13 protein-coding genes are annotated in these 13,260 nt (G+C 73.5%); 7 read left to right on the forward strand and 6 right to left on the reverse strand.

Annotated features, from left to right (window positions below):
- Positions 1 to 51: 51 nt before the first annotated feature.
- A complete protein-coding gene (locus ABZ906_RS40980; RefSeq protein WP_361192121.1) occupies positions 52 to 768 on the reverse strand; it encodes a GntR family transcriptional regulator in 717 nt (238 codons plus the stop codon).
- Positions 769 to 938: 170 nt separating this feature from the next.
- Here ABZ906_RS40980 and ABZ906_RS40985 point away from each other — a divergent pair, with 170 nt between their 5' ends.
- Genes ABZ906_RS40985 through ABZ906_RS41005 form a run of 5 tightly spaced genes read left to right on the forward strand, consistent with a single transcriptional unit; the run spans position 939 to position 5,326 of the window.
- Entirely contained in the window at positions 939 to 2,240 is a 1,302-nt protein-coding gene (locus ABZ906_RS40985; protein WP_361192124.1) for an MFS transporter, read from the forward strand.
- Positions 2,237 to 3,028 carry a putative hydro-lyase gene (locus ABZ906_RS40990; RefSeq protein ID WP_361391551.1) on the forward strand — a complete coding sequence of 264 codons (792 nt, stop codon included), beginning with the start codon at positions 2,237 to 2,239 and terminating at the stop codon, positions 3,026 to 3,028. Before ABZ906_RS40985 ends, ABZ906_RS40990 begins: the two co-directional genes overlap by 4 nt.
- Positions 3,029 to 3,063: 35 nt before the next feature.
- Complete coding sequence (locus ABZ906_RS40995) at positions 3,064 to 3,828, forward strand: 5-oxoprolinase subunit PxpA (RefSeq protein ID WP_361192130.1); 765 nt, start codon at positions 3,064 to 3,066, stop codon at positions 3,826 to 3,828.
- Positions 3,825 to 4,460, forward strand: a complete 636-nt coding sequence (locus ABZ906_RS41000; RefSeq protein ID WP_361391554.1) for an allophanate hydrolase subunit 1 — start codon at positions 3,825 to 3,827, stop codon at positions 4,458 to 4,460. Before ABZ906_RS40995 ends, ABZ906_RS41000 begins: the two co-directional genes overlap by 4 nt.
- Complete coding sequence (locus tag ABZ906_RS41005) at positions 4,457 to 5,326, forward strand: biotin-dependent carboxyltransferase family protein (RefSeq protein WP_361391557.1); 870 nt, start codon at positions 4,457 to 4,459, stop codon at positions 5,324 to 5,326. The genes ABZ906_RS41000 and ABZ906_RS41005 overlap by 4 nt, the downstream gene beginning before the upstream one ends.
- 16 nt (positions 5,327 to 5,342) lie before the next feature.
- Here the strand turns inward: ABZ906_RS41005 and ABZ906_RS41010 are convergent, their stop codons facing one another.
- From ABZ906_RS41010 to ABZ906_RS41030, 5 genes are all read right to left on the reverse strand, one after another.
- A complete protein-coding gene (locus ABZ906_RS41010; protein ID WP_361391560.1) occupies positions 5,343 to 6,200 on the reverse strand; it encodes an SGNH/GDSL hydrolase family protein in 858 nt (285 codons plus the stop codon).
- The gene (locus ABZ906_RS41015; RefSeq protein ID WP_361391563.1) at positions 6,197 to 7,501 is read right to left on the reverse strand and encodes a glycosyltransferase; all 1,305 of its coding nucleotides are present in this window, start codon (positions 7,499 to 7,501) and stop codon (positions 6,197 to 6,199) included. Before ABZ906_RS41015 ends, ABZ906_RS41010 begins: the two co-directional genes overlap by 4 nt.
- Positions 7,498 to 8,628 (reverse strand): glycosyltransferase family 1 protein, encoded by a 1,131-nt coding sequence (locus ABZ906_RS41020; RefSeq protein WP_361391566.1) that lies wholly within the window; start codon positions 8,626 to 8,628, stop codon positions 7,498 to 7,500. The genes ABZ906_RS41015 and ABZ906_RS41020 overlap by 4 nt, the downstream gene beginning before the upstream one ends.
- 134 nt (positions 8,629 to 8,762) lie before the next feature.
- Positions 8,763 to 10,181, reverse strand: a complete 1,419-nt coding sequence (locus ABZ906_RS41025; RefSeq protein WP_361391569.1) for a HEAT repeat domain-containing protein — start codon at positions 10,179 to 10,181, stop codon at positions 8,763 to 8,765.
- A 302-nt stretch (positions 10,182 to 10,483) separates the two neighbouring features.
- Complete coding sequence (locus tag ABZ906_RS41030; protein WP_361192150.1) at positions 10,484 to 10,876, reverse strand: ankyrin repeat domain-containing protein; 393 nt, start codon at positions 10,874 to 10,876, stop codon at positions 10,484 to 10,486.
- 296 nt (positions 10,877 to 11,172) lie between these two features.
- Here ABZ906_RS41030 and ABZ906_RS41035 point away from each other — a divergent pair, with 296 nt between their 5' ends.
- Both ABZ906_RS41035 and ABZ906_RS41040 read left to right on the forward strand, forming a co-directional pair.
- The gene (locus ABZ906_RS41035) at positions 11,173 to 11,367 is read left to right on the forward strand and encodes a hypothetical protein (RefSeq protein ID WP_160503705.1); all 195 of its coding nucleotides are present in this window, start codon (positions 11,173 to 11,175) and stop codon (positions 11,365 to 11,367) included.
- A gap of 48 nt (positions 11,368 to 11,415) precedes the next feature.
- Positions 11,416 to 13,068 (forward strand): ATP-binding protein, encoded by a 1,653-nt coding sequence (locus tag ABZ906_RS41040; protein WP_361391572.1) that lies wholly within the window; start codon positions 11,416 to 11,418, stop codon positions 13,066 to 13,068.
- The last annotated feature ends 192 nt before the right edge of the window (positions 13,069 to 13,260 follow it).

The raw sequence follows: 13,260 nt of genomic DNA on the forward strand, positions 1-13,260 counted from the left end.
CGGTCGAAACGGCGCAGATCTGACAGCCGCCCGGGGAAGCCCGTCCGGTCCTCAGCGGGCTGCCCGCTCACCCTCCGCCACGCGCTGGCCGTAGGCCTCGACGAGGCCGCGCCGCGAGTCGTCCAGGTAGACCGCGAGCAGCCGTTCGGCCTCCGCGGCGTCGCCGTCCTGGAGGACGCCCAGGATCTGCCGGTTGCGGGCGAGGTACGGCTCGTGCAGCCGGCGCGGATCGTCCACCACGTGGAAGGCCAGGCGCAGTTCGGCGAAGACGCTGCGCATCACCTCGTCGGTGCGGGCGCTTCCGGCGAGGGCGACCAGCTCCCGGTGGAAGTGGATGTTGGCGGTGGAGACGCCCTTCCACTTGCGCTCGCGCGCGGCCTTCGTGCCGTCCGCGACGGCGGCCGCGAGTCCGTCGAGCGCGAAGGGCGGGTCTCCGAGTCCGCGGACGACCGCGCATTCCACGAGGCGCCGGGTGCGGTAGATGTCCTCCACGTCCTCAATCGTGAGAACTCGGACAAATACCCCGCGATTGAGCTGGTGGATCAGCAGCCGTTCATGCGTGAGGAGACGGAAGGCCTCGCGCAGGGTGTTGCGCGAGACGCCGAGCGCGCCGCCGATGCTGTCCTCCGACAGGCGCGCCCCCGGCGGGAAATACCCCTCCGCGATACGGCTCCGGAGGATGTCCGAGACCCGCTCCGCGGTGCTGGTGCGCCCCAGGAGCGCGCGGTCGTCGGCCAGTCCGCTCGCGTCAGCCATTCCCTCAGCCATGCCCGGATTCAATCGCAGATACAAGAACGAGACAACATGGGTATTGAGGGATCGTTCAACGATCCTCTACCTTGTCGAGCACGGCGCGGTCCCCTCCTGTGCCCCATGTCCTGCCCGCACCACCTCCTTGCCCGCTCCGCACCCTCCGTCCCCCTTCCTGCGAGGTGCCCATGAGCACACCCCCTCCGCCCCGGACCCTGCCGACCGACCCACGCCCCAAGGACGGCGAACCCGCCGACGACAACGGCGCGTTCGGCTGGCTGCGCGCCCTCGGTCCGCGCGGCCGCCGCGCCTTCGGAGGCGCCTTCGGCGGCTACGCCCTCGACTCCTACGACTACTTCACGCTGCCGCTGAGCATGGTCGCGATCGCCGCGTACTTCGGTCTGGACAGCGGTCAGACCGGCCTGCTCACCACGGTCACGCTGGTCGTCTCCGCCATCGGCGGCGCGATCGCCGGAGTGGTCGCGGACCGGATCGGCCGGGTCAAGGCCCTCCTGATCACGGTCATCACGTACGCCGTCTTCACCGTGGCCTGCGGTTTCGCGCCCAACTACGAGACGCTGCTGGTCTTCCGCGCCCTCCAGGGCCTCGGCTTCGGCGGCGAGTGGGCGGTCGGCGCGATCCTGGTCGCCGAGTACGCCACGGCCAAGAACCGCGGCCGCACGCTCGGCGCGATCCAGAGCGCCTGGGCGGTCGGCTGGGCGCTCGCGGTGATCGTCTACACCGTGGTGTTCCAGTTCCTGGACGAGGACACCGCCTGGCGCGTGATGTTCTGGACCGGCGCGCTGCCCGCCCTCCTCGTCGTCTACGTACGACGCAACGTCCACGACGCCCCCGAGGCGGCCGAGGAACGCAAGAAGAGTGCCCACAAGGGGTCGTTCACCGCGATCTTCAAGCCGGGTCTCCTGCGCATCACGCTCTTCGCGGTGCTGCTCTCCACCGGTGTGCAGGGCGGCTACTACACGCTCGCCACCTGGGTGCCCACGTATCTGAAGAGCGAACGCGGACTCACCGTGGTCGGCACGGGCGGCTACCTCACGTTCCTGATCTCCGGTGCCTTCATCGGCTATCTGGCGGGCGGCTATCTCACCGACATACTCGGCCGCAAACGCAACATCACGCTCTTCGCGTTCCTCTCCGCGGCCAGCATCCTGGCGTACACGAACATCCCGGACGGGGCCAACGGCCTTCTCCTTGTGCTCGGTTTCCCGCTCGGCTTCTGTATGTCGGCCATCTTCAGCGGCTTCGGTTCGTTCCTCAGCGAGCTCTATCCGGCGGCCGTGCGCGGCACCGGGCAGGGCTTCACGTACAACACCGGCCGCGCCGTGGGCGCCGTGTTCCCCACCATGGTCGGCTTCCTGGCCGACAGCTGGGGCGTGGGCGGCGCGCTGGTCTTCGGCGCGATCGGTTACGCGCTCGCCGTGCTCGCGCTGCTCGGGCTGCCCGAGACACGCGGGAAGGAGCTGGTGTGAGCCCCACGACCACGGCGCTCCAGAGCCCCCGGGAAGCCCGCGCGCTCTTCCGTTCGGGCACGAGCGGCCCGACCGCGGGCTGGGCGGCCGGTCACACCCAGGCCAACCTGATCTCCGTGCCCGCCGACTGGGCGTACGACATGCTGCTGTTCTGCCAGCGCAACCCGAAGCCCTGCCCGGTGCTCGACGTCACGGACGCGGGCTCCTGGACCACGCCCCTGGCCCCCGGCGCCGATCTGCGGACGGATCTGCCGCGCTACCGGGTGTGGGAGGACGGCGAGCTGGTCGGCGAACCCACGGACGTGGTCGACCGGTGGCGGGACGACCTGGTGTCGTTCCTCATCGGGTGCAGCTTCACCTTCGAGTCTGCGCTGACCGAGTCCGGCGTGCCGATGCGCCACGTCGAGCAGGGCCGCAACGTCTCCATGTACGTCACCGCGCGCCCCTGCCGTCCGGCGGGCCGGCTGCACGGCCCCATGGTGGTCTCGATGCGCCACGTGCCGCCCGAGCACCTGTCGGCGGCGATCAGGGAGACCGCCCTGATGCCCGCCGTGCACGGCAGTCCGGTGCACTGCGGGGACCCGGCGGGGCTCGGCATCGAGGATCTGGACCGTCCCGACTTCGGTGATCCGGTGGCCGCCGAGCCCGGTGACATCCCGGTGTTCTGGGCATGTGGAGTGACACCGCAGGCCGCCGTGATGGCTTCGCGGCCGCCCTTCGCGATCACGCACGCGCCGGGCCAGATGTTCGTCACCGACGCCCGGGACGAGCAGTACCGGGTGGCCTGAACGGGCCGCCGAACGGAAACAGGAGAGCTACGTAGATGAGCGACGCCGTGATCGACCTCAACGCCGACCTCGGTGAGGGCTTCGGCCGCTGGCGCCTGACCGACGACGAGGAGCTGCTCTCCGTCGTCACGAGCGCCAATGTGGCCTGCGGCTTCCATGCCGGGGACGCGGCCACCATGCGCCGCGTGTGCGAGCAGGCCGCCGCGCGCGGAGTACGGATCGGCGCCCAGGTCTCCTACCGCGACCTGGCGGGCTTCGGGCGCCGCTCCATGGACGTACCGGCCGATGAACTGGCGGCCGAAGTGGCCTACCAGATAGGCGCCCTGGAGGTCTTCGCGCGGGCGGCCGGCACGCGCGTGTCGTACGTGAAGCCGCACGGGGCGCTCTACAACCGCGTCGTCCACGACGAGGACCAGGCGCGTGCCGTCGTCGAAGGGGTCCTGCTCGCGGATCACACGCTGCCCGTCCTCGGTCTTCCGGGATCACTCTTCCTGGAGACGGCGGACAAGGCCGGACTGCCCGTGGTCACCGAGGCGTTCGCGGACCGCGCGTACACCCCGCAGGGAACGCTCGTGCCGCGCGGCAGCGACGGCGCCGTCATCACGGAGGCCGACGCCGTCGTCGAACGCTCGGTGGGCATGGCCCGGTCCGGGTCCGTCACCGCCCTGGACGGGCAGCGGATCGACGTCCGCGCGCGCTCGTTGTGTCTGCACGGCGACACCGCGGGCGCGGTGGCCCTCGCCCGGCAGGTCAGGGCGCGCCTCGAAGCGTCGGGTGTCCGGGTGGAGGCCTTCGCGTGAGGGTGCTCCCGGTCGGCGATCTGGCGCTGCTCGTCGAACTCGCCGACGGCGACGAGGCGCAGGCCCTCCACGCCGAGCTGCTGCGCCGCAGGGCCGCGGGGCTGATCCGCGTACGGGAGATCGTGCCCGCGGCCCGCACGGTGCTCCTGGACGGCCTCGACGACCCCGGCCGGGTCGGAGCGGAGCTCGCCGCCCTGGACATCCCGCCTCTTTCGGCGCGCGCGGAGGACGTACGGGAGATCCCCGTCCGTTACGACGGGCCCGATCTGGCGGACGTGGCGGCGCACTGGGGTGTGCCGGTCGCGGAGGTCGCGCGCATCCACTCCCGGGCCGAATTCCGGGTCGCCTTCTGCGGGTTCGCGCCCGGCTTCGGCTATCTCACCGGCCTTCCCGAGGGCTGCGAAGTGCCCCGGCGGGCCACGCCGCGCACAAGCGTCCCGGCCGGCAGCGTCGCCCTGGCGGGGCCGTACACCGGGATGTATCCGCGCTCGTCGCCCGGCGGCTGGCAGCTGATCGGCACGACCGATGCCGTGCTGTGGGACCACGCGCGCGTGCCCGCCGCGCTGCTCACGCCCGGGCTGCGGGTGCGCTTCGTGCCCGTGGCCGGGGTCTGCACGGCGGAGGCACGATGACGGACCGGGCCTTCGCCGTCGTACGGGCCGGGGCACTGACCACGGTGCAGGACCAGGGCCGTCCCGGACACGCGCACCTCGGAGTGCCGCGCTCCGGGGCCCTCGATCCGGCCGCGGCCCGCCTCGCCAACCGCCTCGTCGGCAACTCGCCCGAGGCCGCCGTCCTGGAGACCACCCTGGCCGGCTGCTCCGTACGGCCGCGGTGCGCGGTGACGGTGGCCGTCGTGGGCGCGCCCTGCCCGGTGACGGTCGACGGCCGTCCGGTGGCGTGGGGAGCACCCGTGCGAGTGCCGGCAGGTGCGCTGCTCGACGTCAAAACGGCCGTCTCCGGAGTACGTTGCTACGTCGCGTTCGGCGGCGGAGTCGCCGTCGACCCGGTGCTCGCGAGCCGTTCGACGGACCTGCTCTCCGGGCTCGGCCCTCCCCCGCTCGCGGACGGAGCCGTCCTGCCCCTGGGGCTCGCCGCCGCGCCCCACGCGCGCGTGGACACCGTCCCGCACCCGGCGCCGCCGCACGAGCTGATCCTGCGGGTGACGTACGGGCCGCGCGCCGACTGGTTCACCGCGTCGGCCCTGCGCACGCTGACCACGCGCGCGTACCGGGTCTCCTCGGCGAGCAACCGCATCGGGCTGCGCACCGAAGGACCCGCTCTGGAACGGGTGTGCGCCGATGAACTCCCCAGCGAGGGCATGGTCCTGGGCGCCGTCCAGGTGCCGCCGGACGGCCGTCCGGTGGTGTTCCTCGCCGATCACCCGACGACCGGCGGCTATCCGGTGATCGCGGTGGTCAGGGAGGCGGATCTGGCCGGGGCCGCGCAGGCGGTGCCGGGGACGCCGGTGCGTTTCGTACCGGCGGGGCGGCGCTGAGGCTCTCCTCGGTCCACTATGCCGCGTCCGGTCGCTCGGCCGCGGTGAGGGCGGCGAGGGCCGCCGTCACCGCGTGGGTGGCGCTCAGGTCGAGCCGGGCGCTGCTGCCCCGGACTTGATGGCGGACCTCGTCGGCCGCGAGGGTGAGCAGCTGGGGCAGCAGATCGGTGCACCGGCGCGCCACCCAGCCGGTGCCCGCGGTGGCGAGCCACAGCAGACCCGCCGACCGTGTGGGCGACGGCAGTTGGGGCTCGCGCGAGGGCGGGCTGCCCGCCGCGATCCCCCGCGCCGCGAGCAGTTCGTGGAAGCGGAGTGCCACCAGCCGGTGGCCGCGCTCGCCGGGATGCAGCCGGTCCGCGCTCCACAGCGTGCGGTCGGCGACCCACTCCTCCTCGGCGAGATGCAGGTGGACGGCGCCGTACCGCTCGGACAGCGCGTGCACCACGGCGTTGACGGCACGCTGTCTGCGGGCCAGCGGGCGGGCCAGGGCTCCGGGGAGGCCGAGCATGGCCCCCGGGTCGGGGAGGCAGGCGGTGAGCAGCCGGGCGCCTTGTCGCGCGCCGGAGGCGTAGACCGTGTCGAGGCTCGCTGCCACGGCCCGGATGTCGAACGTGCAGCGCAGGGTGTCGTTGACGCCGACGATGACGGAGAGCAGGTCGGGCCGCAGCTCCAGGGCCTCGGGCAGCTGCCGGTTCAGCACGTCGCCGGTCTGGGCCCCGCTCGCGGCGAGGTTGTGGAACCGCGCCTCCCCCTCCGGCCCCGCAAGCCCCGCGGCCAGCAGCGCCGCCCATCCCCGCCGGCCTTCGCCCACGGGGTCCCCGATGCCCGCGGTCAGGGAGTCGCCCAGGGCCACGAAGCACGGCCGCCGCTTCACGACGCACGTCCCTCGTGAGGCGCCGCCCCGGACACCCCTCCGCCTGCCGGACCGGCGCCCGGCACCGCCCCGCGGAACGCCTGCCCGCGCCCCGGCCCCGTAGAAGCCTCATGCGCCCCCAAGAAACCCGCCACCGCCCCCTCCCACCCGAAGCACTCCGCACGCGCGCGTGCCGTCTCCCGGCGTATCGGCTCGGGGCGCAGGAGGAGAGCCTGGACGGCGGACGCGAACGCCTCGCCGCCGGGCGACGCCACCGCGCCCGCCCCGCCGACGATCTCCGGCAGCGCAGACGACGCCGCGGCCACCACCGGCGTACCGCAGGCCAGCGCCTCCAGGGCCGCGAGGCCGAACGTCTCGCAGGGGCCCGGCGCCAGACAGACGTCGGCCGTCGCCTGCAGCGCGCCCAGGGCCGCCCGGTCCTCGACGTGCCCCAGGAACGTCACCGGCAACCGCCGCTCGCGCGCCCGCAGTTCGAGGCGGGCGCGCAGCGGCCCGTCACCCGCCACCACGAGCACCGCGGGGACGCCCCGGCCGCGGAGCGCCTCCAGGGCGTCAAGGGCCGTGCCGGGCCGCTTCTCCACGGACAGTCGCGAGCAGAGCAGCAGCAGAACCTCGTCCACGCGTGCGTGGCGCTCGCGCACGCGCGGATCGCGCAGCCCCGGACGGCTGCCCACGAGGTCGACGCCGAGCGGCGCCCTGACGACATTGCGTGCCCCGATGCGGACGAACTCGCGCTCGGCCCACTCCGTGGTGCACACCACGCGCGCGTAGGCGTGCGCCGTACGGGAGTTGAGGGCGTCGGCCGCGCGCAGGGCCGCCTGCCGTGGCATGCCCCAGGATCTGAGGACGCCGTCCGTCGTCTCGTGGGAGACCATCACGGCCGGGATCCTGCGGTGCCGGGCCCATGCGCCGGTCCAGCGCAGGGTCGTGCGGTCACAGACCTCGATGCGGTCGGGGGCGAGGCCTTCGAGGAGCCTGGCCACCCTGCGCCGGTCGGTGAGGACGCGGTAGCCGCCGGTGCCGGGCAGCAGGGTGCCCGGCAGGGTCACGACGCGCCCCTGGTCGGTGTCGCGGGCCCCGGCCCGCTCACCCGGCACGACAAGGACGGGCTCGTGCCCGGCCGCGCGGTAGCCGCGCCCCAACTCGCGCAGTGCGGTACGCAGTCCGCCCGAGGAGGGGGTGACGAAGTTGGCCAGCCGCACGATGCGCAGCGAGGCCGGCTCCCGCGCGCCGGAGCGAGCCGCTGCCGCTGCTGCCGCCGCCGCACGGTAGGCCGCTTCCCTGTAGAGGGCCGCCTTCATGCCGCCACCGCCGTCCGGGCGGCGAGCACCTGGCCGTAGTGGCCGACGAGCTGCTCGCCCACCGCCGCCCAGGTCCGCCCTTCGACGGCCGCGCGCCCGGCCCTTCCGTAGGCGGCACGCAGTCCCGGATCGGCGGCGAGCGCCCAGACCGCGTCACGCACCGCGAGGGCGTCCCGCGGCGGAACCAGGGCTCCGGTGCGGCCGGGGACGACGAGGTCGAGCGGGCCTCCGGCGGCGGGCGCGACCACCGGCACGCCGCTGGCCATGGCCTCCTGCACGGTCTGGCAGAACGTCTCGTGGGGACCTGTGTGCACGAAGAGGTCCAACGAGGCGTAGATCCGGGCGAGTTCGCTCCCGGTGCGGCGTCCGGTCATGACCGCGCCGGGCAGGGCCGCCCGCACGGATGCCTCGCTGGGCCCGTCGCCGACGACGACCACTCGTACGCCCTCCAGGGAGCACACCCCGGCGAGGAGCTCGACCTGCTTCTCGGGAGCGAGGCGCCCCACGTAGCCGACGATCAGCTCGCCGTCCGGCGCGAGTTCACGGCGTACGGACTCGTCCCGCAGGCCGGGCCGGAACCGGGTGGTGTCCACGCCCCGCGGCCACAGCCGCACCCGTGGCACCCCGTGTGCCACCAGATCGCGCAGGGCGGCCGACGAGGGGGCGAGGGTGCGGTCGGCCGCGGAGTGGACGGCACGGATGCGGCGCCAGGCGGTGGCCTCGCCCATCCCCATGTACGTACGCGCGTAGCCGCCCAGATCCGTCTGGTAGACGGCGACGGCGGGGATGCCCAGGCGCGCGGCGGCCGCCATGCCGCGCACGCCGAGGACGAAGGGGCTGGCGAGATGGACGAGGTCGGCCCGGTGCGCGCTCAGCGCGGCCGACAGGCGCCGGCTGGGCAGCGCGACCCTGACCTGCGGATATCCGGGGAGCGGCAGGGAGGGCACACGGATGACGGGGCAGGGCGCACTGGCATCGGCTGCGGCGTGCGCCCCGGCCGCGTGGGCCGGGGCGATGACCAGGGGGTCGTGACCGTGTGCGGCGAGCTGCCGGGTGGTCTGGAGGGCGCAGTGCGCCACGCCGTTGACGTCGGGAGGGAAGGATTCGGTGACGATGACGACACGCATACCCGTGTTGTCGTCGCGCGGGGCGTGGTCACGTCAACGTGGATCTTTCCTGACGAGGAACGTCCCGTGAGCGTTCCCCTCCGCACGCGCTCCCCCCGTTGAGCGCGCCCGGCGTTCCTTCGCCGTGCCGGGCGCTACACCTCGGCCGCGTCGGGGTCGATTCTGCTGCGTACCGCGGTCTGTACCTCGTCCTCCTCGGCGGGGTCCGCGGCGAGCCTTCTGAGCTGGGTGACCACGCGGGCGTCACCGGTCTCGGCGTGCCGTGCGGCGACTTCGCGGGTGGACTCCTCGCAGTCCCACAGGCATTCGACGGCGAATCCGGCGGCGAAGGAGGGATCGGTGGCGGCGAGCGCGCGGGCGGCGCGTCCGCGCAGGTGGGAGGAGGCGGTCTCGCGGTAGACGTGGCGCAGGACGGGGGCCGCGCAGGCGATGCCGAGCCGTCCCGCTCCGTCGACGAGCGTCCAGAGGGTGGGTGCGTCCGGGCCTTCGCCGCGGACGGCTTCGCGGAGGGCGGCGAGGACGAGATTGCTGTCCCGGGCGCCGCCTCTGCAGGCGAGCACCCGTCCGGCGGCGGCGCCGAGCACGTCGGGCCGCAGGGCCCAGCGGCGGGCCCGCTCGACGGCGGCGACGCTCTGCATCCGCTCGAAGGCCTCGGCGGCGGCGTCCACGACGGCTCGTGAGGTGTCCTCCACCGCGAGTTCGATCAGGTCGAAGACTTCGGGATCGTGGGTGTCCGCGAGGTAGCGAAGGGCTGTGCCGCGCGCCCCGTCGGAGCCGTTGCGGGCGGCCTCGATGATCTCGGCGCGGTCGTCAGGACCGGCGACGGCGCTCAGGCAGCGGGCCGCGGGCACATGCAGGACCGCTCCCCGTTCGAGCCCTTCCTGGGCCCAGTCGAAGACGGCCGACACGCTCCAGCCGGGTCGTGGCCCCGACGGCCGCATCTGGCGCTGCCAGCGGTCGAAGGACCCCTGTTCGCGGGCGGCCCGTACGCGGGCGCCGACACTCTCGCGCGGATCCTCCTCCCACAGCCGCCAGGGCCGGGGTTCGTAGGCGTCGCGCACGGTGGCGGCGAGTTCGGCCTCGCCCTCCGCGTCCGAGGGGAATCTGGCGAGCACGGGCACGGCCAGGGCGCGCAGGCCCGCGTCGTCGTCCCGCAGCGCCAGTTCGTCCAGGGCCCAGGCCCAGTTGGCGCCGAAGGCCGCGTACCTGCGCAGCAGTTCGAGGGCGTCGTGCCTGCCGTACGAGGCGAGGTGCCCCAGGACCGCGAGCGCGAGGCCGGTGCGGGAGTCGTCCGTGTCCAGGACGTCCTCGGGGTCGAAGAGATGCCGCTCGATCGCCTCGATCCCGCCGCGGAGATCGAGGTAGAGCCTGGCGTAGTACAGGGAGCGGTTCTCGACCTGCCAGTCGTGGCGGGGGTCGTGGAGCACGCAGGTCTCGAGGGCGGCGAGCGCCTCGGACCGGGGTGCGGTGAGTGCGTGCAGCGTGCCGTCGCCGCGGCCCCGCTGCAGCAGGCCGAGCAGCGTACCGCTGGGCGCTATGACCGGATCGAACATGGGAAACAGCCTCACATCAAGCGTCGACGCAACCGGGAATCGTGAATTACCTGGCCGTGCGCCTACACGTCGGGCTGCCCGCCGTCTCTTGCTTGCTGTAGACCATCTTCCTCTGCCTCTCGTCGGTGGCCCGCATCGATCCGGACGGGAGGTCCGGGGGGCGGGCCGCTCACGGTCCGCGCGGTGCGGCAACTCCTGCCCCGCCGTCGCGTCCGTGAATCACGTCGTCATGATGACCCAGCGGTTCTGCCCGCCGCGACCACATTTCCAGCGCCCCCGTTGTTGCTGGTCAGGTACCCCGCTCAGGCCGCCCCGAACAGGCCGAGCAGCTCCGTCTTGGCGAACATCCGGGCGGTGTCCACCGCCGACGGCGTGCCCGCGGCCGGATCCGCGCCGCCGTCGAGCAGCGCCCTGATCACGGCGTCCTCGCCCTTGAAGACGGCGCCCGCGAGCGGGGTCTGCCCCCGGTCGTTGGCACGGTTGGCGTCACCGCCCCGCTCCAGGAGGGCCCTGACCGCGTCCGCGTGGCCGTGGTAGGCGGCGAGCATGACGAGGGAGTCGCCGCTGTCGTTCGTGAGGTTCGCCGGAACACCCGCGTCCACATAGGCGGAGAGGGCCGCGGTGTCGCCCTGGCGCGCCAGATCGAAGATCTTGGTCGCGAGCTCCACGACTTCCGGGTCGGGGGCTTCACTCATGGACGGGACCGCCTTTCGACTGCGGGGTGAATCGGGACGCGTACGGCGACCGGTGCAGCCGTACGAGTGAATCGACAGGGTACTGCCCGTGCGGGCACATGACGGGGCTCGCCCGCGGCAAAGATCACCAAGGCAACCCGACGACCGCCGGACGCGCAGCCCGGGAGGCCCCCGGAGGCCCGCCATTCGAGCTAAATTCCGGAAAATTACCCCATTTGCACCTTTTATCGTATGGATACATGCTGTGAACCTGGAACAACTCATGGTGACTGTCCCCACCAACCAGGAGAACCGTCATGATCCTTTCCATCTCGGGCGTCGTGCTGCTCGGCATCATCGTCTTCCTGTTCTTCCGCAAGGACGGACTCAAGGCGTCCCACGCGGTGGTCTGCGCGCTCTTCGGCTTCTTCATGGCCGGCACCGCCATCGCCCCGAGCATCAAGGCCGGCAGCGCGAGCCTCGCGAGCCTGCTCGGCGGGATCAAGTTCTGACGCCTCCTGCTCCCCGCAGCACTTCGTTCGCACCATCTGGAGACTGACGTGGCCCGGCGCCCCCTCCCCCGCATCCTGAGCAACGGCACCGCCTCGATCGCCCGCAGCCGGGAGTTCGCCCGGTCGGCCGCCGACAGCGCCACCGACGTCCTCCACCCGCTGATCACGATCACTCGTGGACTGCGCCGCCTCGCGGGGGCCGGGCGGCGCAAGTGGGCCGACACCCCCAAGGACCGGCGGGGACCGCTGCTGTTCCTGGTGGCGTCCGTCGTCCTGGTCGTGGCCCTCATCCCGTTCGGTCCGCTGCTCGCCGCCATCTGCCTGATGGGGGCCGCCGCCTGGACCGGCAGGGAACGCACGGAGCCCGCGCCCACGGGCCCCGACGAGGCGCAGACCCAGCGGTTGCAGTCCCTCTACGAAGCACTCGTCCCCTACTTCTCCGTCCCCGAGGACCCCGCGCCGCTCTTCGCGCACGGCGGCGAGTGGGACAAGGCCCTCACATCCTACGAGTTCGACGGCACCGGACGCGTCTCGCATCTGGTGGTGAGCTACCCCGCGTACTTCACCGACGGCGAGCCCGAATCGCGCGCACGCATCGAGCAGTTGCTGCACGCGAAGTCGGGCCGCGGCCGTGAGTACCACTTCGAGTGGGACGAGGAGGGCAACCGGCTCACGGTGAACGTGCTGCCCCCGCTGCCCACCGACATCGCGGCCCAGCGGTTCGTCACGGCCCCCGGAGAGACCGTGCTCGGCTTCACCGACCCCACCGGTGTCCAGCGCACCCTCCCCGTGACGGACGGCGACGAGCAGCGCGACGTACCCCCCGTCGTCTGGCGCACAGGACCCCGCTCCACCGAGCCGCACCTCCTGGTGGTCGGCGAACCCGGCAGCGGCACCACCACCCTGCTGCGCTCCGTCGCCCTCCAGGCGCTGCTCCACGGCGATGTCCTGATCATCGAGGGCAGCGGCATCGGCGACTACGCCTGCCTGACCGGCCGTGACGGCGTCCTGGCCATCGAGTGCGGGCTCGCCGGGGCGCTGGCGAGCCTGGAGTGGGCGGCACACGAGACGGAGCGGCGCCTCATCTCCGCCAACCGCGCCCGCCAGGCGGGCCACCCCGCCCCCGAGGACACCAAGCGCCCCCTGTGGATCATCCTGGACCGTCCCAGCGTGCTCGGTCATCTGGCCGCCGCCGACGGCCGCAAGGACCCGCAGTCGCTGCTCCAGGTGCCGCTGCGGCACGGCAGGGCGGCGGGCGTCACGGTCGTGGTGGCCGACCAGTTCGACAGCGTGGACGCCCTGAGCGATCCCGTGCGCCAGCACACCCGCGCGCGCGTGGTCCTCGGCCCCGCGACACCCGACCAGATCGAGGACGTCCTCGGGGTGCCGCCCCGCACGACGCCCACGTCCGACGTCCCGCCCGGCCGCGGCTACGCCCGGCTCGGCACCGGCCAGGTGCACCGGCTCCAGGTGCCCGCGACACCCGATCCGTACGACGACGCCACGAGCGAGGCGCACCGCCAGGCGGTGACGGATCTGCTGCCCGCCCGCAGCACCCCCGCCGACGCCGGCGCGGACACCGGCACCGAGGCGGAAGCCGAGGCCGGGCCCGAGGCCCTGGCCGACACGGCCGCCGACGAGGCCGACACCGCGGTGACGGAACCCCGTACGACCCCGCAGCCCGTGCCCGCCGAGGGCTGACGCCCGGCCCACGAAGGCGCGGGCCTCCACGCCCGCGCCTTTGCCCGCGCCTTCACCCGCCCCCGCCGCGCAGCCGATCCCGGCACCCTCAGGCGGGAGGGAGGCCCAGCGCCCCCACGAAGTCCCACGCCACGAAGGCCCGCGGCGCCTCCACGCCCGCGCCTTTGCCCGCGCCCTTGCCCGCCCCGTCTC

It is taken from the genome of Streptomyces sp. NPDC046925, assembly GCF_040644915.1.
Classification (GTDB): Bacteria; Actinomycetota; Actinomycetes; order Streptomycetales; family Streptomycetaceae; genus Streptomyces.